Origin of the sequence: Streptomyces sp. NBC_01451 (assembly GCF_036227485.1) — a bacterium.
Taxonomy (GTDB): Bacteria; Actinomycetota; Actinomycetes; order Streptomycetales; family Streptomycetaceae; genus Streptomyces.
The window spans coordinates 7,482,154-7,502,857 of sequence record NZ_CP109479.1 but is presented as its reverse complement, the minus strand read 5'-3'; the positions used below and the strand labels follow the sequence as shown (position 1 = coordinate 7,502,857).

At 72.5% G+C, this 20,704-nt stretch carries 21 protein-coding genes; 14 read left to right on the top strand and 7 right to left on the bottom strand.

Going from position 1 to position 20,704, the window contains the following annotated elements; all coding sequences use genetic code 11:
- The first annotated feature begins 170 nt into the window (after positions 1 to 170).
- From OG595_RS33020 to OG595_RS33005, 4 genes are all read left to right on the top strand, one after another.
- Complete coding sequence (locus tag OG595_RS33020) at positions 171 to 746, top strand: methylated-DNA--[protein]-cysteine S-methyltransferase (protein ID WP_329278411.1); 576 nt, start codon at positions 171 to 173, stop codon at positions 744 to 746.
- A gap of 214 nt (positions 747 to 960) precedes the next feature.
- On the top strand, positions 961 to 2,241 hold the full coding sequence (locus OG595_RS33015) for an MFS transporter (protein ID WP_329278410.1): 1,281 nt from the start codon (positions 961 to 963) through the stop codon (positions 2,239 to 2,241).
- Between the two features lie 129 nt (positions 2,242 to 2,370).
- Positions 2,371 to 3,276, top strand: a complete 906-nt coding sequence (locus OG595_RS33010; RefSeq protein WP_329283416.1) for a pseudouridine-5'-phosphate glycosidase — start codon at positions 2,371 to 2,373, stop codon at positions 3,274 to 3,276.
- Positions 3,273 to 4,184: a carbohydrate kinase family protein gene (locus tag OG595_RS33005; RefSeq protein ID WP_329278408.1), complete on the top strand. Its 912-nt coding sequence runs from the start codon at positions 3,273 to 3,275 to the stop codon at positions 4,182 to 4,184. The genes OG595_RS33010 and OG595_RS33005 overlap by 4 nt, the downstream gene beginning before the upstream one ends.
- 39 nt (positions 4,185 to 4,223) lie before the next feature.
- Here the strand turns inward: OG595_RS33005 and OG595_RS33000 are convergent, their stop codons facing one another.
- Positions 4,224 to 5,018: a methyltransferase domain-containing protein gene (locus OG595_RS33000; protein ID WP_329278407.1), complete on the bottom strand. Its 795-nt coding sequence runs from the start codon at positions 5,016 to 5,018 to the stop codon at positions 4,224 to 4,226.
- Between the two features lie 208 nt (positions 5,019 to 5,226).
- On the opposite strand from OG595_RS33000, the gene OG595_RS32995 reads away from it, so the two are divergent.
- A complete protein-coding gene (locus OG595_RS32995; RefSeq protein WP_329278405.1) occupies positions 5,227 to 6,354 on the top strand; it encodes a magnesium and cobalt transport protein CorA in 1,128 nt (375 codons plus the stop codon).
- A gap of 88 nt (positions 6,355 to 6,442) precedes the next feature.
- Here OG595_RS32995 and OG595_RS32990 read toward each other — a convergent pair whose 3' ends face one another.
- Positions 6,443 to 6,871: a CBS domain-containing protein gene (locus OG595_RS32990; protein WP_329278403.1), complete on the bottom strand. Its 429-nt coding sequence runs from the start codon at positions 6,869 to 6,871 to the stop codon at positions 6,443 to 6,445.
- Between the two features lie 135 nt (positions 6,872 to 7,006).
- Complete coding sequence (locus OG595_RS32985) at positions 7,007 to 7,648, bottom strand: uridine kinase (protein WP_329278401.1); 642 nt, start codon at positions 7,646 to 7,648, stop codon at positions 7,007 to 7,009.
- 140 nt (positions 7,649 to 7,788) lie between these two features.
- On the opposite strand from OG595_RS32985, the gene OG595_RS32980 reads away from it, so the two are divergent.
- The 3 genes from OG595_RS32980 to OG595_RS32970 all read left to right on the top strand — a co-directional run bounded on the left by OG595_RS32980 (position 7,789) and on the right by OG595_RS32970 (position 10,780).
- Positions 7,789 to 8,535 (top strand): DUF2293 domain-containing protein, encoded by a 747-nt coding sequence (locus OG595_RS32980; protein ID WP_329278399.1) that lies wholly within the window; start codon positions 7,789 to 7,791, stop codon positions 8,533 to 8,535.
- A gap of 148 nt (positions 8,536 to 8,683) precedes the next feature.
- Positions 8,684 to 9,163, top strand: coding sequence for an anthrone oxygenase family protein (locus tag OG595_RS32975; protein WP_329278397.1), 480 nt, complete (start codon positions 8,684 to 8,686; stop codon positions 9,161 to 9,163).
- A gap of 129 nt (positions 9,164 to 9,292) precedes the next feature.
- A complete protein-coding gene (locus tag OG595_RS32970; protein ID WP_329278395.1) occupies positions 9,293 to 10,780 on the top strand; it encodes a glutamate synthase subunit beta in 1,488 nt (495 codons plus the stop codon).
- Positions 10,781 to 10,827: 47 nt separating this feature from the next.
- Here OG595_RS32970 and OG595_RS32965 read toward each other — a convergent pair whose 3' ends face one another.
- Entirely contained in the window at positions 10,828 to 11,334 is a 507-nt protein-coding gene (locus tag OG595_RS32965; RefSeq protein WP_329278393.1) for a carboxymuconolactone decarboxylase family protein, read from the bottom strand.
- Between the two features lie 47 nt (positions 11,335 to 11,381).
- Between OG595_RS32965 and pdxR the strand changes: the two genes are divergently transcribed.
- The 4 genes from pdxR to OG595_RS32945 all read left to right on the top strand — a co-directional run bounded on the left by pdxR (position 11,382) and on the right by OG595_RS32945 (position 17,178).
- Positions 11,382 to 12,872: a MocR-like pyridoxine biosynthesis transcription factor PdxR gene (gene pdxR / locus OG595_RS32960; RefSeq protein ID WP_329278391.1), complete on the top strand. Its 1,491-nt coding sequence runs from the start codon at positions 11,382 to 11,384 to the stop codon at positions 12,870 to 12,872.
- Positions 12,873 to 13,097: 225 nt separating this feature from the next.
- On the top strand, positions 13,098 to 15,392 hold the full coding sequence (locus OG595_RS32955) for a PEP/pyruvate-binding domain-containing protein (RefSeq protein ID WP_329278388.1): 2,295 nt from the start codon (positions 13,098 to 13,100) through the stop codon (positions 15,390 to 15,392).
- Positions 15,389 to 16,312, top strand: coding sequence for a hypothetical protein (locus tag OG595_RS32950; protein ID WP_329278387.1), 924 nt, complete (start codon positions 15,389 to 15,391; stop codon positions 16,310 to 16,312). The genes OG595_RS32955 and OG595_RS32950 overlap by 4 nt, the downstream gene beginning before the upstream one ends.
- A gap of 161 nt (positions 16,313 to 16,473) precedes the next feature.
- Positions 16,474 to 17,178 (top strand): fused DSP-PTPase phosphatase/NAD kinase-like protein, encoded by a 705-nt coding sequence (locus OG595_RS32945; RefSeq protein ID WP_329278385.1) that lies wholly within the window; start codon positions 16,474 to 16,476, stop codon positions 17,176 to 17,178.
- A 51-nt stretch (positions 17,179 to 17,229) separates the two neighbouring features.
- On the opposite strand, the gene OG595_RS32940 is transcribed toward OG595_RS32945, so the two are convergent.
- From OG595_RS32940 to OG595_RS32930, 3 genes are all read right to left on the bottom strand, one after another.
- Positions 17,230 to 18,033, bottom strand: coding sequence for an SAM-dependent methyltransferase (locus OG595_RS32940; protein ID WP_329278383.1), 804 nt, complete (start codon positions 18,031 to 18,033; stop codon positions 17,230 to 17,232).
- 127 nt (positions 18,034 to 18,160) lie between these two features.
- Entirely contained in the window at positions 18,161 to 18,376 is a 216-nt protein-coding gene (locus OG595_RS32935) for a DUF397 domain-containing protein (RefSeq protein ID WP_055525969.1), read from the bottom strand.
- Positions 18,377 to 18,486: 110 nt separating this feature from the next.
- On the bottom strand, positions 18,487 to 19,347 hold the full coding sequence (locus OG595_RS32930; protein ID WP_329278381.1) for a helix-turn-helix domain-containing protein: 861 nt from the start codon (positions 19,345 to 19,347) through the stop codon (positions 18,487 to 18,489).
- 223 nt (positions 19,348 to 19,570) lie between these two features.
- Between OG595_RS32930 and OG595_RS32925 the strand changes: the two genes are divergently transcribed.
- Together OG595_RS32925 and OG595_RS32920 are read left to right on the top strand one after the other, a co-directional pair.
- Positions 19,571 to 20,254, top strand: coding sequence for an ATP-binding protein (locus tag OG595_RS32925; RefSeq protein WP_329278378.1), 684 nt, complete (start codon positions 19,571 to 19,573; stop codon positions 20,252 to 20,254).
- Positions 20,245 to 20,697: a hypothetical protein gene (locus OG595_RS32920; protein ID WP_329278377.1), complete on the top strand. Its 453-nt coding sequence runs from the start codon at positions 20,245 to 20,247 to the stop codon at positions 20,695 to 20,697. Before OG595_RS32925 ends, OG595_RS32920 begins: the two co-directional genes overlap by 10 nt.
- The last annotated feature ends 7 nt before the right edge of the window (positions 20,698 to 20,704 follow it).

Sequence of the window (20,704 nt, the reverse complement as noted above, 5' to 3'; positions counted from 1 at the left end):
GGAGTGTCTGGACTCGGGCAACTCCGTTCAATCCGTGTCTGTGTCACACCTCTTTTTCCGTTGTCGCTCTGTTGTCCCTCCGCTGTCCCTCCGTTGTCAATCGTGGACCGTCCGCGCCCGCTCGGACCGCGCGCCGGGCGTTGTCAGTGGCTGGTCGTACGGTGGGGCGCATGGACAGCGATGGGCGGGACGAACGGCAGGATCCGGAGACCCGGCGGCGGGTCGTGTGGGCGGTCGTCGAGACCGGCATCGGCCCGCTGCTGCTGGCCGCGACGCACGACGGCCTGGTGAACGTGGTGTTCCACGCCACGGAGGCGGTGCGCGAGAGGGCCGTCGAGCACCTCGCCTCCCGGCTGGGCGCGGAGCCCGTCGAGGCGCCCGGGTCCCCGCTCCTGGCCGAGGCGATACGCCAGTTCGCTGCGTACTTCGCGGGCGAGCGGCGCGATTTCGAACTGTCGCTCGACTGGTCTCTGATCTCCGGTTTCAACCGGCAGGTGCTGCGCGAGCTCGCGTCGGGAGTGCCGTACGGCGCGGTCGTCGGCTACGGCGACCTGGCCGGCCGGGTCGGCCAGCCGGGCGCGGCTCAGGCGGTCGGCGCGGCCATGGGCGCCAATCCACTGCCGGTCGTGGTGCCGTGCCATCGGGTCGTGGAGAGCGACGGCGGTCTCGGCGGGTTCGGGGGCGGCCTGGAGACCAAGCGGAAACTGCTCGCGCTCGAAGGGGTGCTGCCCGAGCCGCTGTTCTGAGGGTTTCGGCGGCGGGACCCGAGGGTTTCATCAGGGAGGGGGACCCATCCCGTCGGCAGGAGGGGACAGTCCTGTACGGGAAGAGGTTCCGAGGGGGGGAAGAGGTTCCGCAGGAGGCCGCTGGGCGGAAGCAGGGCCAAACATGGCGGAAACAGGGAGAAACAGGGGGGACTGCGCTGGTGACCACATCTTTCGCCCACTCGGGCGGGCCGCGGTGACCGCCGTCGAGCGGAGCGTCGGTGTGCCCGTGGCCGGCGAGCAGCTGGCCGCGCTGCGGCGCCGGGTCTCCGGTGTGCTGGTCGTGAGCCAGATCCTCGGCGGGCTCGGGGTGGCCACCGGTGTCGCGCTCGCTTCCGTGCTGGCCCAGCGGATCAGCGGTACCGAGTCGCTGTCCGGGCTCGCACCCACCGCGATGGTCACGGGCACGGCGGTGGCGTCGCTGCCGCTGGCCGCGCTGATGACCGCGCGCGGACGGCGTCCCGGGCTGGTCCTGGGGTATCTCGTCGGTGCCCTGGGGGCGGGCGTCGTCGTGGTCGCGGCGGTCATCGACAGTTTTCCGCTGCTGCTGTGCGGCATGGCCGCGTTCGGTGCGGCCTCGTCGGCGAACCTGGGGGCACGGTTCGCGGCCGCCGATCTCGCCGCGGCGGACCGGCGGGCCCGGGCCATCTCGAACGTCGTGTGGGCGACCACCATAGGCGCCGTCCTGGGGCCGAACATCGCCGCGCCCGCGGGGCGCAGTGTGTCCGGACTCGGGATACCCGTGGTGGCGGGCCCCTTCCTCTGGGCGGCCGGGATCTTCCTGGTGGCGGCGGTGACAGTGGCCGTCCTGCTGCGCCCCGATCCGCTGCTCACGGCCCGTGCGCTCGCCCCGGTGGAGGAGCGGTCGGCCCAGGGCCGGTCCCTGCGGGCGGGCCTCGCCGCCGTCGCGGCCTCGCCGCGTGCCCGGCTCGCGCTCGTGACGGTGACCGTGTGCCACACGGCCATGGTCTCGGTCATGTCGATGACCCCGGTCGCGCTCGGGCACCACGGCGCGAGCATCGATCTGATCGGGCTGGTCATCAGTGGCCACATCGCGGGCATGTACGCGTTCTCGCCGCTCATGGGGCGGCTGTCCGACGGGATCGGGCCACTGTCCTGTATCGGTCTCGCCGTGGGGCTGCTGGCCTGCGCGGCGCTCCTCGCGGGCACGGCCGACGGCAGCCACGGCCGCACCGCGGCGGGGCTCTTCGTTCTCGGGCTGGGCTGGTCGGCCGGGCTGGTCTCCGGATCCGCCCTGCTCACCGACTCCGTACCCGAGGCCGCGCGCGCCGCCGCGCAGGGGCTGTCGGACCTCGCCATGAACACCTCGGCGGGCCTCGGCGGGGCCACCGCCGGGGTCGTGATGGCCCAGGCGGGCTACGGGTGGCTGAACTTGGCCGCCGCGTGCCTGCTGATACCCGTGGGCGCGCTGGCGTTGTTCACCCTGAAGGCTTTGCCACCAGGGGCCCGGCAGTAGAAACTGCACCTCTCCCTTCCTCGGGCACCTCAGGAGGCCGGTGGCGTCCGCCACAGGCCGCAGGGGTTTGACCGGGCGCGCCGCCCGCCAGAGATGAGGGAAGACCGAACGACAGGAAGCAGGCACGTGATGCTGGTGGTGTCCGAAGAAGTACGGGAAGCAGTCGACGCGCGTCGACCCGTGGTGGCCCTGGAGTCCACGATCATCGCGCACGGGCTGCCGCGCCCTCGCAATCTGCAGGTGGCGCTGGAACTCGAGGACGTCGTCCGGCAGGAGGGTGCCGTCCCCGCCACGATCGCCGTGCTGGACGGGCGGCCCCATGTGGGCCTGGACAAGGAACAGTTGGAACGGGTCGCGAACGAGGACGGGATCCGCAAGCTGGGTCACCGCGATCTGCCGCTCGCGGTGGCCACCGGGGCGAGCGGTGCGACCACGGTGTCGGCGACCGCCCTGCTGGCCGCCCGCGCCGGCGTACGGGTCTTCGCCACCGGTGGGCTCGGCGGGGTGCACCGGGAGTGGACGGTGACCCAGGACGAGTCCGCCGATCTGGGTCTGCTGGCGCGCACCAGGATCACGGTCGTCTGCGCGGGCGTGAAGTCGATCCTGGATGTGCCGGCCACCCTGCAACGGCTGGAGACCCTCGGGGTAGCCGTGGCCGGCTTCGGCACCGGCAGCTTTCCCGGCTTCTACCTTTCGGACTCCGGGCATCCGGTGGACTGGACGCTCCACACCCCGGAGCAGGTCGCGGACGTGATGCGGGCCCAGGACGCACTCGATTCCCCGGAGTCGGCTTTCATCGTCGCCAATCCGGTGCCCGAGCAGCAGCAACTGGACCCCGGGCTCCACGCGCGCGTGCTCGCCGAGGCGCTGCACGCGTGCGAGGAGGAGGGCGTGAGCGGTCAGGCCGTGACGCCCTTCCTGCTCGACTATCTGGTGCGGCACACCGACGGCGCCTCGCTGAGCGCCAACCTGGCGGCGGTCCGAGGCAACGTACGGCTCGCCGGTCGGATCGCGGCGGCCTGGGCCGGGCCGTGACGGAGCCGGGCGGGGCGCTGCTCGTCGTCGGGGACGTCATCACCGACATCGTCGCCCGGCACCGGGGTCCGCTCGCGCCGGGGACCGACACGACCGCCGCGATCCGGACCCTGCCGGGCGGTGCGGGCGCCAATGTGGCCTGCTGGGCAGCGTATTGGGGTCGCTCGGAGGTACGGCTGCTCGGACGGGTGGGCACAGACGCTGCCGAGTGGCACGAGCGCGAGCTGACCGCCTGCGGGGTACGGCCACGCCTCGTCGTCGATCCCGAGGCGCCGACCGGGACGGTGATCTGCCTGGTGGACGCGGACGCGGCGGCCGAGCGCACGTTGGTGACCCAGAGCGGCGCCTCGCTGCGGCTGGACCCCGACGACTGGTCGGACGCGCTGCTCGACGGTGTCGCACGGCTGCATCTCTCGGGGTATCTGCTGTTCTCGGCGCCGAGCCGGGCGCTCGTGTCGGTGGCGCTGCGGTCGGCACGCGCGCGTGGCGTGCCGGTGAGCCTGGATCCGGCGTCGGCGGGGTTCCTCGTCGAGCTGGGTGTCGACCGCTTCCTGGACCTGGTTTCCGGAGTGGACGTCCTGCTGCCGAGCCGTGACGAGGCCTGTCTGCTCACCGGGTTGCCCGACCCGGCGGACGCGGCGGCCAAACTGAGCCGCCACGTCCCGCTGGTGGTCGCGAAGCACGGCGCCGAGGGCGCGCTGGTGGCCCGGTCGGGGACCGTGTCCGCCCGTGTCCCTGCCGTGCCCGCGACACCCAGGGACACGACGGGCGCCGGCGACGCCTTCACCGGAGCGTTCCTCGCCGCCCTGCTGACGGGCGCCGCACCCGAGGACGCGGCGGCACAGGGATGCCGGGCGGGCGCGCGTGCGGTGGAGCGGGTGGGCGGGAGGCCACCGGTTCTCGGTTGAGGAGACGGTGGGCAGGGCCCCGGCTGCCGTCACCGCCGGCTATCCCTTGCGTCCCCAGGCCGAGATCATCGGGGCCGTGGCCAGGTCCATCCCGCCGGCGGCGACGTTGGCCAGGTGCCGGTCGATGTCCTGGTCCGTGGCGTGGCCCCCGGCGACGAGCCGCTCCCGGATCTGGCGGATCGTCGCGGCCTCCAGCGCGGCGCAGGCGGGCGAGGTGACGGGGAAGTACGCGTCGGCCTGTACGTTGCGCAGGCCCGCCTCGCGCAGCAGCCGCGGCAGTTTGCGGCCGTACGCCAGATCGGCGCCGCTGTCCGCGAGCAGTTGGCGGAAGCTGTGGCGCAGCCGGTTGGCGAGCTGCTGCTCGGGGCCGTGCTCGTCGGGGCAGAGCAGAGGTTGCAGAGCGGGATCGGCGTCCTCGACCAGGAGCCGTCCGCCGGGACGCAGCGACTTGATCATCGAGCGCAACGCCCTTTCCCGGTCCGGCACATGGACGAGGACGAGCCGGGCGTGCACCAGGTCGAACCCCTCCCCCGGCGGCTCGTCGACGCCGACGTCGTGGACGCGTACCTCCACCGGCGGACGGGCCGCCGGGGCCACCCACGAGGTGTCGAGGTCGGTCGCGACGACCTTCCCGGTCGGGCCCACCTTCTTGGCCAGCCAGGAGACCACCGAGGTGCCGCCGACACCGACCTCCCAGCAGCGCCAGCCGGGTCCCACACCGAACCCTTCGAGGTGCCGGAAGGTCGTGGGATCGAAGAGGGCGGCGAAGGCGTCGAAGCGTTGTCCCGCCTCGGTCTGCCGGTTGTCGAGGAGATACCCGTCGGTTCGCGTCATGCCGAGATCATCCCAGTCATCCGCTTTGTTCGGCCGGGTCGACGCTCCCGCGCGACGAGATGTCCGACGATCGCGCCGACCGGCGGAAACGAAGCGGAACCTTCCGTTCCCACAGGCTCCTCCGGCCCTCGCGAAGGGCTGGCAAACTGGCGAGCCGGACGCAGGTGCGGGCAGTGCGGCACAAGGAGATCCACGCGAGGGGGCCCAGATGTCCATGGCAGGGAATCTACGAAAAGTCACCGGCCTCGACAGGGTCGGCGGCCTCCGCAAGGTGGCCCGGCTGGCACGGCGGCGCCCGCGTGTCGACCTGAGTCACCCCGCCCGGTCACCGCTGGGCTCCGCGGTCGTGAACTGCGTGGCCTACGAGGACGGCGTCCGGGTCCCGGCCGGACGGGACCTGGTCGATGCGGTGCGGCGGGTCCGCAAGAGCGAGGAGGGCTTCGTCTGGCTGGGTCTGCACGAGCCGACGGACCAGGAGTTCGCGGGCATCGCCCAGCTCTTCGACCTGCACCCGCTCGCGGTCGAGGACGCGGTCGACGCCCACCAGCGCCCGAAACTGGAACGGTACGGCGAAACCCTGTTCGCGGTGTTCAAGACGGTCTGCTACGTCGAGCACGCCGAACTGACGGCCACCAGCGAGGTGGTGAACACCGGCGAGATCATGGTCTTCGTGGGCCGGGAGTTCGTGATCACGGTACGACACGGACGGCACGGCTCGCTGGGCCCGCTGCGCGAGGGTCTGGAAGCCGATCCCCAGCAGCTCGCCAAGGGCCCGGCGGCCGTGCTGCACGCGATCGCGGACCATGTGGTCGACGACTACCTGCACGTCACGGACGCGGTACAGGCGGACATCGACCAGGTCGAGACGGATGTGTTCGCGACGAACGGCGCACGGGCCGACCCCGGCCGGATCTACCAGCTCAAGCGTGAACTCCTGGAGCTGAAGCGGGCCGTGGCGCCGCTGCACCGGCCGCTGCAGGAGCTGGCGACGCGGCCGATACGGGTGATCGACCCGGAGATACAGGCCTACTTCAGGGATGTCGCCGACCATCAGATCCGGGCCACCGAGCAGATCGCGGCGTTCGACGAGCTGCTCAACTCGATCCTTCAGGCGCACCTCGCGCAGGTCACGGTCGCGCAGAACGAGGACATGCGCAGGATCACGGCGTGGGCGGCGGTGATCGCCGTCCCGACGATGGTCTGCGGGGTCTACGGCATGAACTTCGATCACATGCCGGAGTTGCGCTGGCGGTTCGGCTATCCGCTGGTCATCGGCCTGATATCCGTCGTCTGTCTGACGCTGTACCGGAGCTTCCGGCGCAACGGCTGGCTGTGACGCGGCCGGCGCCGGCACGCTCCTCGCCCGGCGCGGCGGCCGGACGAGGACGGGTGACGGGCCGGTGGGCCAGTGGGCCGCCAGTGGGTCAGCGCATCGTGCTCCTGGCGTAGACGCTCTCGGCCCAGGACGCGATCTGGTCGTCGGTGAGGTGCTGGGCCAGGTCGGCCTCGCTGATCATGCCGACCAGACGCTTGTTCTCGATCACCGGAAGCCGGCGGATCTGGTGGTCCTTCATCTCTTCGAGCACTTCGCTGACATCGGCGCCCGCGTCGATCCAGCGTGGGGTGCCCTGGGCCATCTCGCCCGCGGTGACCTTCGCGGGGTCGTGGCCCATGGCCACACAGCCGATGACGATGTCGCGGTCCGTGAGGATGCCGCAGAGGCGTTCGTTCTCGTCGCTGATGGGCAGGGCGCCCACGTTGAGCTCGCGCATCATCTGGGCGGCCCGGTCGAGGGTCTCGTGAGCGGGAATCCACTGGGCGCCGCGATGCATGATGTCTCCGGCGGTGGTCATGAAGTACCTCCCGGTGCCGGACGGCCGGCGCGGCGCGGAGGGCACCGCTAGTCCCGGCGCCCTACATTCTCGCCGCGCTCCCGGGGATGCGCACCCGGAAGTCAGCGTATTTCGGGCGCCGCCGCCGGGGCCGGGTCAGCCGCTCCACGCCGGGTGACGCGGGTCGTCCGCGCGTACCAGGACGTCGGCCGTGGCGGCGGGGTCCGTCTCGCTCTCGTAGCGCTCGAAGGCGGGCAGGGTCCAGTGCTCGGCCTCGGGGGTACGGCGGCGCAGGGCGGCCGGGGAGAGGAGGACGTGGACGGCCGTGTCGAACGGGAACCAGTGGCGCAGCAGGAAGGGGCCGTGCAGCAACAGGATTCCGCCGGGCGGGAGTTGAACGTAGGGACTGCGGGTGGAGCGGTCGGTGAGCGGATCGCGGAGGTCGGGCAGGACGCGGCCGTCGCCGCCGGGTTCGAGGGGGCCGAAGACCTCGCGCCAGAGGGCGCCGGTGTCGAACCAGCCGCTGTAGTAGGCCTCCACGTCCTCGTGGCCGTACTCCAGCCGGAGCGAGGCGGGGCGCAGGAAACCGGCGGTGTCGACGGCGAGCGACGGACGGCCCCGTATGCGCAGTGCCTCGGCCACACGTTCGGCGAGGTCTCCTGGGCGGGCTGCCGGGGCTCCGTCGAAGGCGATACGTGGCCAGGGGCTGCCGTCGTCCGGCTTCAGGTCGAGCACACGTTCGGCGAGGAGGTCGCCGAGCCGGTCCCAGGTGATCGGTTCCAGTCGCACACGGCCCATGATGCCGGGTGGCCGCCGGGGCGAGGAGCGGGCCCGTCGGAGGAAGGGGACGGAGGCGGGTGTCGCTCCAGGTGCGGGCGGCTTCGAGGAGGTGGGGCCCGTCCGGGGGATTCCTGGTCGCCGATGGGAATCAAGCAGCTGTGACAGGCCGCGCGACTCCCCCGCTCCACGCCGGACCTCTCGTCGTGCAGCCGCTCAGGCGGCGGCACTGCGCCGAGTGCCGATGGGGGCCGTTGACACTGCTCGTGCTGGAGGAGGGGGCGCCTCGGTGTCTTGACTGTGCCGACCTCGGGCATCTGGTGTTCCTGCCCAGGGGCGACACCGCGCTGACGCGCAGGTCGCGGGAGGAGAGCGGGCTGTCGGCGGTGGTCGTCCGGTTCAACCGGCGGCAGGGGCGCTACGAGCGGCAGGGCGTGCTGGTCGAGGAGGCGGGGCTCGCCCGCGCCGAGGAGCGGTGCCTGGCGGACGCCGAGGCACGTCGGCGGCGGCGGATGCGGGACGCGCGACGGCGGGCCGCGGAGGATCTGCGGTTCACGGAGGCCTTCGCTCGGGAGATCCACCGGCTGTTTCCCGGGTGCCCGGCGGATCGGGCGGAGGCGATCGCCGCCCACGCCTCGGTGCGTGGCAGTGGGCGTGTGGGACGGAGTGCGGCGGGGCGGGCGCTGTCCGAGGGGGCGGTGATCGCGGCGGTCGTGGCGGCCGTACGGCATGTGGACACGTCGTACGACCGGTTGCTGATGAGCGGGGTCGCGCGGCACGAGGCCCGGCGGCGGATCGCGGGCGCCGTCGAGGCGAGGCTCCGGGAATGGGCGACTGAGCCGGGGGCGGAAACAGATACGGGATCGGGTGCGGAAACGGGGGCCGACGCCGGGGCGGAGCCGGTGTGAGCGTGGCGGCGGCTCCCGTGACCTGGCCGCGTCCCGTGCCGCCGCCTCCGGTGGATGCTCCCGCAGGCGCCGCGTCGTCAGGCCAGGGGCGTTGTCAGTGGCAGGGGTTTCACTGGTGGGGACGGATGAGGATCGATGGGGAGTCGGCATGATCGATGGGGCGTACTTCGTTCTCGTGGTGCTGGGTGTGCTCGGTACCGGTTTGGTGGCCGGGGTCTTCTGCGGGTTCTCGACCTTCGTGATGAGAGGGCTCGCCGCGCTGCCGGCCGCGCAGGGCGTCGCCGCGATGCGGGCGATCAACATCACCGCGGTGAATCCGCCCTTCATGCTCGTGTTCGTCGGGTCGGCCGCCCTGTGTCTGGTGACGGTCGTGGTCACGTTGGTGGTGTGGCCGGACGAGGGCGCGGTGGAGCTGCTGGTGGGCAGCGCGCTGTACCTGTTCGGCTCGTTCGGACTCACCATGGGCGCGAACGTGCCGCGCAACAACGCGCTCGCGGAGCTGGAGCCGGGCACGGCGGAGGCCGCCGCGTACTGGCCCGGGTACGTGCGCGAGTGGACCCTGTGGAACCACATACGCACGGTCGCCTCGGGGGCCGCCTCGGTGCTGTATGTCCTGGCCGTCGCCTGAACCGTCGCCCCGTCCAACGGCCCGCTCGGCGTGCCTGGTCGATGAGTCGTATCGTGGCCGGAGGAGAGTGCCGCCCGATGACGCACGGCCCCGTCATGCGTACGCAGGGAAGACGGCGAGGACACGGTCATGGGCGATCCCAAGGGTTTTCTCACCACAGCACGCCAGAACTGGCCGCGCAGGCCCGTCGAGGAACGGGTCCGTGACTGGGACGAGGTGTATGTGCCGGGGGCGCTGCTCCCCATCGTCGGCGAGCAGGCCGGCCGCTGTATGGACTGCGGTGTCCCGTTCTGCCACGAGGCCTGTCCGCTGGGCAACCTGATCCCCGAGTGGAACGACCTGGTCTCCCGGGAGGACTGGCGTGCGGCGAGCGACCGGCTGCACGCCACGAACAACTTCCCCGAGTTCACGGGGAGGTTGTGCCCGGCGCCGTGCGAGGCGGGCTGTGTGCTGGCCATCAACCAGCCCGCGGTGACCATCAAGAACGTCGAGGTGGCCATCGCCGACCGGGCCTGGTCCGAAGGCTTCGCACCGCCGAGACCGCCGGACCGGCTGTCGGGGCGTACGGTCGCGGTGATCGGGTCGGGGCCGGCCGGGCTCGCGGCCGCCCAGCAGTTGACCCGGGCCGGGCACACCGTCGTCGTGTACGAGAAGGACGACCGGCTCGGCGGGCTGATGCGGTACGGCATCCCCGGTTTCAAGATGGAGAAGCACCATCTGGAGCGGCGGGTCGAGCAGATGCGGGCCGAGGGAACCAAGTTCCGTACGTCGACCGCAGTCGGGCGGGATGTCGGGGCCGCCGAGCTGAGGGCACGCTACGACGCCGTGGTGCTGGCCGTCGGGGCCACGGCCTGGCGTGAACTGCCGCTGCCAGGAAGGGAGTTGGCCGGCGTCCATCAGGCGATGGAGTATCTGCCGCTGGCGAACCGGGTGTGCGAGGGGGATCTGGAGGCGTCCCCGATGTCCGCCGCCGGGAAGCACGTCGTCATCGTCGGCGGCGGTGACACGGGGGCCGACTGTCTGGGCACCGCGGTGCGTGAAGGGGCCGCCTCCGTCACCCAGTTGGACATCTACGCCCAGCCGGGCGCGGAGCGCGACGAGGACGCCGATCCCTGGCCGACGTACCCGAAGATCTACCGGCTGTCGGCCGCGCACGAGGAGGCCCGTGATCTGGAGTCGGCGCCCGCTGCGGACGCCGACGCGCGGCTCTTCGCGGCGTCCACGCTCCACTTCTCGGGCGACGCGGACGGGCACGTGAGGGAGTTGCACCTCGTCGAGGTGGACGCGGAGCGCCGGCCGCTGCCCGGGTCAGGGCGGACGCTCCCCGCCGACCTCGTGCTGCTCGCCCTCGGTTTCTCCGGACCCGGCCGGGAGGACGGTCTGATCGACCAGCTCGGGCTCGCCCTCGACCCGCGCGGCACGATCGCCCGCGACGCGGACTTCGCGACCGACGTGCCGGGTGTGTACGCGGCGGGGGACGCGGCCCGCGGGCAGTCGCTGATCGTGTGGGCGATCGCGGAGGGGCGGGCGGTGGCGGCGGCCGTGGACCGTCGGCTGACGGGCTCCACGCAGCTGCCCGCACCCATAGGGCCGTACGACCGTCCGATGACCGTATAGCCACCACTCCCGCCCCTGGCCCCGGCCCTGGCCGTGCCGGACGCGGGTCAGCGCTCGTCCGTGCCGGCCACCTTGCGGGTCGCCAGGGCCACCCGGTTCCAGGTGTTGATCGTGAGGATCAGGGACAGGACCTGGGCCAGTTCCCGGTCGTCGAAGTGGGCGGCGGCCTCGCTGTAGACGTCGTCCGGGACACCGCCGTCGGCCACCAGGGTGACCGCCTCCGTGAGGGCCAGCGCCGCCTGTTCCCTCGGGGTGTAGAAGTGGCGGGCCTCGCGCCACACCGCGACCAGGTGCAGCCGGTCCTCGCTCTCGCCCGCCCTGCGCGCGTCGTTCGTGTGCATGTGGAGGCAGTACGCGCAGTGGTTGAGGTGCGAGGCGCGGATCTGGATCAGTTCGACCAGCGCCGGGTCGAGGCCCTCGCGGGCCGCCGCGTCGAGGCCGACGAGGGCGCGGAACACCTTCGGGGCCGTCTTCGCGAAGTTCAGACGGGGGGTTTCGGCGGCCCCCTCGGAGTGGGCGGTCGTGGGGTTCGCGGTGTTCGTGTTCGTCGTCATGACCATGAATCTATGGTCCGGAAAGACCGGCTGTATGGTTCATTTCCGTGGCAGAAACATGGGTCAATTCCGCGGAGCGCATCGGTGCCGACCTGCATCTGGAACTGGAGCCGACGGGGCCGGGCGGGCGGCGGGCCGCGCTGATCCGCGCCTTGCGGGACGCCGTCCGCGGCGGCCGGCTCGCGCCCGGCACCCTGTTGCCGCCGTACCGTTCCCTCGCCGCGGACCTCGGAGTGGCCCGCAACACGGTGGCCGACGCCTACGCCGAACTCGTCGCCGAGGGCTGGCTGACCGCCCGCCAGGGCTCGGGCACCCGGGTCGCCGAGCGAGCCGAACCCCTCAGGGCAGCCTCCCGGGCCGCCGTGAAGGCACCTCCACGCGCGCGTGGGCCACGGCACGACCTGCGCCAGGGCAAGCCGGACGCGTCGGGGTTCCCGCGTTCCGCCTGGCTGGCCTCGTACCGGCGGGCGGTCCAGCAGGCGCCGAACGAGGCGTTCGGGCCGGGTGATCCGGCCGGCCGGGTCGAACTGCGGGAGGCGCTCGCGGAGTACCTGGCACGCGCGCGTGGCGTCCGTACCGAACCCGCCCGCATCGTCATCTGCTCGGGCTTCGCGCACGCCCTGCGGCTCCTCTTCGGCGGCACGAGCGGCAGCGGGGGCGCCGACGCCGTACTGCGCGGTCCGTTGGCAGTGGAGGCGTACGGACTCGGCTTCCACCGGGAGCTGCTGGCCGCGGCCGGGGTACGGACCGTGCCGCTGCCCCTCGACCAGGACGGCGCACGGGTCGGTCTGCTCGACCGGGAGCGGGCCGTACTGCTCACGCCCGCACACCAGTTCCCGACCGGCGGCCCGCTGCATCCCGAGCGCCGTGCGGCCGTGATCGACTGGGCACGCGCGCGTGGCGGGCTGATCCTGGAGGACGACTACGACGGGGAGTTCCGTTACGACCGCCGTCCCGTCGGCGCCCTACAGGGGCTGGACCCGGAGCGGGTGATCCACCTCGGCTCGGTCAGCAAGAGCCTGTCCCCCGCTCTGCGGCTGGGCTGGATGGTCCTTCCGGAGCGGTACGTGGAGCCGGTGCTCGCGCTGAAGGGCGAGCGGGAGGCGTGGACGAGCGCGCTCGATCAGCTGGCGCTCGCCGACTTCGTCGGGTCCGGCTCGTACGACCGTCATGTGCGGCGGATGCGCCAGCGCTACCGGCGCCGCCGTGACCGGCTCGTCGCCGCCCTCGCCGCGCACGCGCCGCACGTCGAGGTCACCGGAGTCGCGGCCGGCCTGCACGCGGTGCTGCGGCTGCCGCCCGGGACGGAGCGGTCGGCGGTGAAGGCGGCGGCCTGGCGGGGAGTCGCCCTCGACGGGCTCGCGGAGTTCCGGCATCCGGAGTTCCGGCACCCAGGACTCCACGAGCCGGCGAGGACCCCGCCCGAAGGCCAGGGTCCGATCGTGCCCGACGGGCTCGTCGTCGGGTACGCGGCACCCTCCGAGCATGCCTACGGGGCGGCACTGGAGGCCCTCTGCCAGGCACTTCCCCCGGGATGAGGGAGCGCGGACAACGCGAACGGCCAACGCTTGGTTGCTCTGGGTGACGTTGTTCACGACTGCCCGGAAAACGGCTTCCAGCCGGGTGGAATACGACCGGCGGTGGGATCATTGATCCAGGAGACGGGCCCCACGCGGCCCGCCGACGATCCTTCGTTCCGCCGTCAGGCGCAGGGCCAACCCTACGCGTCCCCCCTGTTGGCGGCCGGTCCTGGAGGGTGTCCTATGACGACGCTCGATGAACGTCACGGAGAAGGCGCGCGCGACGGGGACGACCCCCGCGGCGGGGCGGTCCTGAACGCGCTCGCGGTGCACGGCCGCGACACGGTCGGGGCACACGGCAGGGAACCCGTCCCGCTGGACCAGCCCGACGCCGCCCTTCCCCTGCTCGCCGGCTCCAAGGCCGCGAACCTCGCCCGCGCGGCCGGGGCCGGACTGCCGGTGCTGCCCGGATTCGTCATCACGCACCCCGCTCCCGAGGCCGACGACCCGCACGACAGCCTGTCCAGCGGCTGGTCCGCGCTGCGCGAGGCCTGGAACGCGCTCTCCGACGGCGGTGAGCGCCCACTCGTCGTCCGGTCCTCGTCACCGCAGGAGGACACCCAGGAGTCCTCCCTGGCGGGCCGGTTCGCATCCGTGCTCGACGTACGCGGCTGGGCCGGCTTCCGTACGGCGGTACGGACCGTGCTCGACTCCGCGCACCGGCCCGGTGAGCCCCCCGCGCCGATGGCGGTGCTGGTCCAGCCGATGCTGACCGCGCGCGTGGGAGGGGTGATGTTCGGCGCCGATCCCGTCGAGGGGCGCGCCGACCGGATGCTGGTGAGCGCGGTGCGCGGCGGCCCCGACAGCCTGGTCGGCGGAGAACAGGCCGGAACCGACTACTGGTTGAGCCTCCGGGGCCGCGTGCTGCGTACGGAACCGGCGGACGCCGAGCCGCTCCTCGGCCCATTCGAACTGCGTCGGCTGGCCCGCCTCGCACGAAGCGCCCGCGAGGTCTTCGGCGGGCCGCAGGACATCGAGTTCGGGTTCGACGACCACGGACGACTGTGGCTGTTCCAGAGCCGACCGATCACCGCGATGGCCGCCCGGCCGCCGCGTGAAGCACGGCTGCTGGGCCCCGACCCGGTCGCGGAGAGCCTGCCGGATCAGCTGGAGCCCCTGGAAGAGGACCTGTGGGTGGCCCCGATGGCCCGCGGGCTCGCCGCCGCGCTCGACATCGGCGGCACCGCGCCACGTCGTCGGCTGCGTGCCGTGCCGGTGGTAACGGCGGTCGGCGGACGGGCCGCAGCGGACCTGCTGCTGCTCGGCGCCGCCCCGCCCCGGCACCGCTGGCTCGCGCTGCTCAACCCGGCGCCGGGCGGACGCCGGCTCGCCGCGGCCTGGCGGACGGGACGGCTGACCTCGGCGCTGCCCGGGCTCGCCGTCGACCTCGTGGCGGACGTCGACCGCCGTCTGGCCGAGACCCGGCCGCCCGCCGACATCCCGTCGGCGGGACTGGCGTCGACGCTGCGCTGGACGCGTACGACGCTGGTCGCGCTGCACGCCCAGGAGGCGCTGGCCGGCGCGCTGCTGCACGAGAACCCGGTGAACAGGGCCGGTGGCAGCCGTACGGCGGCCGGTGCCGCCCTGGCCGCGCTCGCGGAAGCCCGCGCCCGGGGGCTGCCCGACGAGCGCGTCGTGACCGCCGAGCCGGTCGTCCTGGCCCTCACGGCACCCAGCCTGCGCGGGCGGATCCGGCTTCCGGTACCGGCGCGGGCACAGGCGCAGGAGGGCGGCGTCGACAGTACGGGCGGTGACCCGCGCGCGGGTGACCGCCCCGGCCAGGGCGAACACGGGCGCACGGCGACCGTCACCGTCATACGGCCGTTCCGGCATCCCGCCGACGGGCCCACCGCCACCGCCCCCGTGCTTCCGACTCGGGAGGCGCTCCGGCTCCGCGTGCGGTGGGTGCAGGAGTTGCAGGTGCGGCTCGTCCGGGAGGGGGCGCGCAGGCTGGTCGTGCGCGGAGGGCTGGACGACGGTGCCCGGGTCGGGCTGCTGCGGTGGCCGGAGTTCATGACCGCGCTGGAGGGCGGGCCACTGCCCGCGGATGTGCGGGAGAGGCAGCCGCTGCCCGCGTCCGCCCCGCTGCCGGACGCCTTCCGGGTCGCCGGGGACGGGACCGTGGTCGCCGAGCGGAGCGCCGGTCCAGCGGGCGACGGCGGCCGGGGTGTGTCCGGCGGCCGGGCCGCCGGGACCGTCTGGGACGGCGCCGGTACCCCGCCGCCGGACGCGGTGCTCGTCGTCCGCACCCTCGATCCCGCCCTCGCCCCGCTGTTGCCCGGGCTCACCGGCCTGGTCGCGCAGACCGGCAGTCCGCTGTCCCATCTCGCCGTGCTGGCAAGGGAGTTCGGGCTGCCCACGGTCGTGGGCGCGGCGGACGCCGTGCACCGGTTCCCGCCGGGCACGCGCGTCACTGTCGACGGCACCAACGGCGACGTGCTCGCCGGCGACGAGACCGGGACGGAGGACGGACGATGAGGCGCATCGCATACCTGTTCGGATGGCTGGCAGCGGCCGGGGCGGGTACCTACGTCGTCATCTATCTCTACCGGTGGCAGTGGCAGCGGGCCGTCCTGTGCGGTGTGCTGCTCCTCGTCGTCGAGGTGATGCTGCTCGGGATCACACTGGTCGGGCGGCTCTCGCGGATCGAGGAGCAGGTGCGCGAGACCCAGGACCAGGTACGCGAGAGCGGCCGGAGGCAGCAGGACGTCCTGGCCCGGCTGCGGGAGACGCCGGTACGGCAGAGCGCCGGACGGTTCCGCTGGCTGGACGAGCCGGCAGAACGTACGTACGTCTTCGTGCCCGTGCTGATGGTCACCGGTGTGGTGCTGTCCGGGCTCGCCTGGGTGGTGCAGCGGATCGCGTCGGTCACCGCCAAGCCCGCCGAGCGGCGGCTCGCCGGACGTCTGGCCGTCCTGGCCGCGCCCGATCCGGCCGCCGACACCGACCTGGAGGACCTGCCCCCGGCGGGCGGCCGGCGGTCACCGGGCCAGGTCGTGCGGGCGACAGCCGTCGGCGTGGTCGGGGTCGCGCTGCTCGGCGCGCTCGTCGTCGGGCTCGCCGACCTCACCGAGACCCGCGAGGAGAAGGCGAACGACAGCGCGGCGACCTCCGTCCTCGTCCAGGTCGACCTGCGCGGCAGCGGCAGCCTCATCTCGGACGAACGGCGCTCCCTCGCCGCGCACCAGGTCTGGGAACAGTGCCGGGACTCCACCTCCGTGCCGCTCAACCGCGCGACCCTCGGCGACCTCGGCGACGGCGTCTTCGCCGGCGTGGTGCGGCCCGCGCTCACCGACCACGACCGGATGCGGTTGCGCGGCTGCCTGGAGGACACCGCCCTCGACCGCGCCCACCTCACCGTCGTGGGCATCGGGGACGCGGACGCCGATGACGACTGAAAACCCACTGAAAGGAATATATCGCCTCATATCGGGCAAAATAGAGGTGTACGTCACATAACGAATTGGCTGTCAGTGGCCCGGGTTACGATGCAAAAGCGGTCTCGTCCCCTGCATGAACGTACGAACGCGCTCCCGTCCCCCAACCACCCGGGTCACCCATGGCTGTCATCACCGCTCCCCCGCCTTCGCTCCCGCTGCCCACCCGCCCTGTGGTCCGGCGCGTCCTGCGGATCCTCGGCAGATTGGCCATCGGCTATCTCGCCCTCTGGGCCACGGGCGCGCTCGGCATCCTGGCCGTGTCGCACTGGGTCGGCGAGGAGACGCCGGCACCGCCGGGGACCCGTACGGTCCAGGGCGTCCACCACTTCCAACGCGTCGACTCCCAGGGGCGGTTGTGGCGCGGGGCAGCGCCCTCGCCCGCCGGCTACCGAGCGCTGGCGGGCCTCGGCATCACCACCGTCGTCGATCTGCGCGCCGAGGACCTGAGCGCGGCCCAGCTCGCGGAACCGGCCAAGGCCGGCCTGAACGTCGTACACCTGCCGATCCGTGACGGACAGACGCCCACGACGCGGCAGGTGCAGCGGTTCCTCGATGTCGTCGCCTCGTCGTCCGGGCCGGTGTTCGTGCACTGCGGCGCGGGCGTGGGCCGTACGGGGACGATGGCGGCGGCGTATCTCGTCCAGGCCGACAAGCAGTCGCCGTCGTCGGCGGTCCGGGCCAACCTCGCGGTCGGACCGCCGTCGATCGAGCAGATCTACTACGCGCTGAGCCTGGGCCGGCAGAAGGCGGAGCAGCCGCCGCTCGCGGTGGTGGCGGTCAGCCGGCTGGTCGACGCGCCGCGACGCATGTGGTCGTGGCTGTGAACCCGTAGCACGTGAATCCCGCCCCGTAGGTCCGCCGTCCGCGGTCCGCGGTCAGGACGTGCGGCCCACCGCACCGTAGCCCGGAATAACGCCGTCCTCCTGGCCCGGGATCGGTTCGCCCAGCTCGGGGTGCCACTTGTCGACCACCTCGACGCCGGGCTCGATCAGGTCGAGGCCGTCGAAGAAGCGGGCGAACTCGGTGCGGGAGCGCAGGGCGAGGGTGACGCCCGCGGCCTTGAGCTTCGCCGTCGCGGCGGCCGACTCCTCCGGGGAGAAGTCGGCGGTCGCGTGGGTCATCACCAGGTAGCTGCCGGCGGGCAGGGCGGCCAGCAGGCGGCCGACCAGGTCGTGCGCGCCGTCCTCGTCGGAGATGAAGTGCAGCAGGGCGACGAGGGAGAGCGCGACGGGCCGGTCGAAGTCCAGGACCTTCTTCGCGCCCTCGACGATGGCGTCCGGGTCGCGCACATCGGCCTGGAGGTACTCGGTGACCCCCTCCTCCGTACCGCGCAGCAGGGCCGCCGCGTGGGCCAGCACGATGGGGTCGTTGTCGCAGTAGACGACCCGCGCGTCGGGCGCGATCTCCTGGGCGATCTGATGGAGGTTCGGCTCGGTCGGGATGCCGGTGCCGACGTCCAGGAACTGACGGACGCCGTGCCCGGCCAGCCAGCGTGTGGCGCGCTGCATGAAGGCACGGTTGACCTTCGCCATCACCGGGACGCGCGGGTCGAGGGCGAGCATCTGCCGGCCCATCGCCTCGTCGACCGGGTAGTTGTCCTTGCCGCCCAGGTACCAGTCGTACATGCGCGCGGGATGAGGCCTGCTGGTGTCCATCTCGATGGGGTGCTGCCCGGTCATGGGGAACTCCGTAAGTCTTTTCGGCGTCTGGCGTGGCAAGTGATCAACTGAGCACCAAATTAACCAAGTCGGGGGAATCGACTGAACACAACGGATCCGGCGCCACAGGAACGGCCGGAACCGGACCTCAGGAGAGCAGGAAGTCGGCCTCCCCCGCCTTGGCGCCCTCGATGAAGGCGAGCATCTCGGCGGTGGTGTAGATCAGCGCCGGACCGTCCGGGTCGGTGGACTGGCGTACGGCGATCCGGCCGTCGGCGAGCTTCATCGCCTCCAGGCAGTTGCCGCCGTTGCCGCCGCTCCACGGCTTGTGCCAGCCCTCGCTGCCCAGTTCACCGGCGGGCATGCCGTTGTAGATGCGGGCGCTCGCCCGCTCGGTGACCCGTTCAGTGGTCAGCTCATTGATTCGCTCGTGGCGTATCCGGGCCTTGGACGTCATGCGATCCATGCAGAGATTCAGAGCTCCTTGCGGAGATCCCGGAGGATCTCCTTCGTGCGATGTGCTGTAGCGGACTGAGCCGCCATGCGGTCCATGACCTCCAGGTGGGTTGCCACCTCGGTGCGCGAGTCCAGATAGACGGCGCCGGTCAGGTACTCGCTGTAGACCATGTCCGGGAGTTCCGGCACGGCAAAACGGAACAGCACGAACGGCCCGTACGTACCCGGGTGCGGCCCCGCGGAGAAGGGGGCGACCTGGAGCGTCACATTGGGCAGGTCCGTGGCGTCGAGCATTCTGTCGATCTGCGCACGCATCACCTCCGGGCCACCCACCGGGCGGCGCAGAACGGTCTCGTCCATCACGACCCACAGCCGGGGCGCGCCCTCCCGGGTGAGCAGTCCCTGGCGTTCCATGCGCAGCGCGACATGGCGTTCGATGTCCTCGGGTCTGGTCTGGCCGATGGCGCCCGATTTCAGGACACCAAGGGCGTACTCCTCGGTCTGAAGCAGTCCGGGGACGAAGTGGGGCTCGTACTGGCGGATGAGGCTCGCCGCGCCCTCCAGGCTGACGTGCATGGAGAACCAGCCGGGCAGCACGTCGTGGAACCGCTGCCACCACCCGGGCAGATTGGCGTCCTCGGCCAGCTGGACGAACGCCTCGGACTCCTCGTCCGAGACGCCGTACGACTTCAGGAGGAGCTGGAGGTAGGGGATCTTGAGCGTGACCTCGGCCATCTCCATACGGCGGACGGTGGCGGGGGCGACCCGGAGGATGCGCGCGGCCTCCTCGCGCCGCAGGCCCGCACGCTCCCGCAGGTCCAACAGGCGCCGGCCGAGGACGACCTGTCCGACCGTCGGCGCGGACCGCGGTTCGCTCACGCTCCACCTCCATCGAGTACCGGCGGACGCCGGTGAAGATTCCTGACAGCCCGGCGGCGCCACCGGGATTCCGTTCGAAGGTTTATTCGAAAACCTGCCGAAAGTCCCAACTGGCGCCGCTCCGCGTGCTGTTGCGAGCAGTGTGCCACGCCGTTCCACTCCGTCACACCGCACTCTGCATTTTTCAGAGTGACACTTGCCAAGTGTTCACGGCGGGGAGATAGTGGCAAGCGTGATTCCGTCCCCGCCCTTAGGAACAGACGCCGCCGCGGACCGCTCCGGTCCCGGGTCCGCAGCCCCGCTGCGCCCCGGCACGGCGGACGAGCGCCGGTTCCGCTTCGAGCTGGCCGCCCATCCGGGCTCGCCCGCGCAGGCCCGCCGCCTGACGCGTGCCAGGCTCACGGGCTGGTCGGTCTGCGAGGACACCTGCGACACGGCGGCCCTGGTCGTCACCGAACTGGTCACCAACGCCATCGTGCACACCGCGAGCAGCCACATAGTCTGCGAGCTGCACGACGGCGCCGACCTGGTGCGCATAGCCGTGCGTGACGAGGGCTGCGCACCCGGTGTGCCGCATCAGTCGCCGCAGCGCCCCGACGACGAGCAGGGGAGGGGGCTGCTCCTCGTCGAGGCCATGTGCAGGGCCTGGGGCGCCCAGGAACACGGCCCCGGCCTGCTGGTCTGGGCGGAACTCGCCCGGGCGGCCGACGCGGGCGCCGACGCCCACGACGGCACGGCGGCCCGAGGAGACCTCGGCTGGGGCGCGCCACCACCCCGGCCCGGCACGGCCGGCGACCCGGAACCGGAGCCCGCCGACGGCACACAGGCGCACCACGGACACCACGGGCGCCACCGGTTTCAGGGGCACGCGACAACGGGGACGGGGACAGAGGCCGAATGGGTGTAAGGGGTTCGTCCGCGGGGGGCCGGGTCGTCAGCCTGGACACGCTGGTGCGCGTGAAGCGCGGTCTGCACAGTCCGCCCCACCCGGGAAACTCCCTGCGCCTGCCGATACCGGACGGCATGACCGCCCCCCTGGGCTGTGACGCGGTGGCGGTACCCGCCCGCTTCGGCCCCCAGATACTTCCCCGGCTGCCGCGCGTGGGCTGTGTGTACGCGGACGTCGGCCACTGGTGGTGGCTCGTCCCCGCCGACTCCGACTACGCCCTGGAGTGGCCCGCCCCGGCGCACTACTCCACGGGAGCGGTGATCCTCGGCGCCCCGCGGGTCCCGCCCCTGCTGCACCGCCCGCACGACACCCTCCCCTACACCCCGCCGATACCCCTCTACCTCGCCCTGTGCCAGGTGACGGGGACGATTCCGACGTGGTCGAGGCCGATCAGCGCCTGAACCCCCT

What these genes read in the sequence shown, in the direction of transcription:
- OG595_RS33000 (WP_329278407.1), bottom strand. Translation starts at nt 5,018, where the DNA reads ATGACGCGAACCGACGGGTATCTCCTCGACAACCGGCAGACCGAGGCG.
- OG595_RS32940 (WP_329278383.1), bottom strand. Translation starts at nt 18,033, where the DNA reads ATGACCGGGCAGCACCCCATCGAGATGGACACCAGCAGGCCTCATCCC.
- OG595_RS32995 (WP_329278405.1), top strand. Translation starts at nt 5,227, where the DNA reads ATGTCCATGGCAGGGAATCTACGAAAAGTCACCGGCCTCGACAGGGTC.
- OG595_RS32945 (WP_329278385.1), top strand. Translation starts at nt 16,474, where the DNA reads ATGGCTGTCATCACCGCTCCCCCGCCTTCGCTCCCGCTGCCCACCCGC.
- OG595_RS32965 (WP_329278393.1), bottom strand. Translation starts at nt 11,334, where the DNA reads ATGACGACGAACACGAACACCGCGAACCCCACGACCGCCCACTCCGAG.
- OG595_RS32970 (WP_329278395.1), top strand. Translation starts at nt 9,293, where the DNA reads ATGGGCGATCCCAAGGGTTTTCTCACCACAGCACGCCAGAACTGGCCG.
- OG595_RS32950 (WP_329278387.1), top strand. Translation starts at nt 15,389, where the DNA reads ATGAGGCGCATCGCATACCTGTTCGGATGGCTGGCAGCGGCCGGGGCG.
- OG595_RS32990 (WP_329278403.1), bottom strand. Translation starts at nt 6,871, where the DNA reads ATGACCACCGCCGGAGACATCATGCATCGCGGCGCCCAGTGGATTCCC.
- OG595_RS32955 (WP_329278388.1), top strand. Translation starts at nt 13,098, where the DNA reads ATGACGACGCTCGATGAACGTCACGGAGAAGGCGCGCGCGACGGGGAC.
- OG595_RS32975 (WP_329278397.1), top strand. Translation starts at nt 8,684, where the DNA reads ATGATCGATGGGGCGTACTTCGTTCTCGTGGTGCTGGGTGTGCTCGGT.
- OG595_RS32985 (WP_329278401.1), bottom strand. Translation starts at nt 7,648, where the DNA reads ATGGGCCGTGTGCGACTGGAACCGATCACCTGGGACCGGCTCGGCGAC.
- OG595_RS33010 (WP_329283416.1), top strand. Translation starts at nt 2,371, where the DNA reads ATGCTGGTGGTGTCCGAAGAAGTACGGGAAGCAGTCGACGCGCGTCGA.
- OG595_RS32920 (WP_329278377.1), top strand. Translation starts at nt 20,245, where the DNA reads ATGGGTGTAAGGGGTTCGTCCGCGGGGGGCCGGGTCGTCAGCCTGGAC.
- OG595_RS33020 (WP_329278411.1), top strand. Translation starts at nt 171, where the DNA reads ATGGACAGCGATGGGCGGGACGAACGGCAGGATCCGGAGACCCGGCGG.
- OG595_RS32935 (WP_055525969.1), bottom strand. Translation starts at nt 18,376, where the DNA reads ATGCCCGCCGGTGAACTGGGCAGCGAGGGCTGGCACAAGCCGTGGAGC.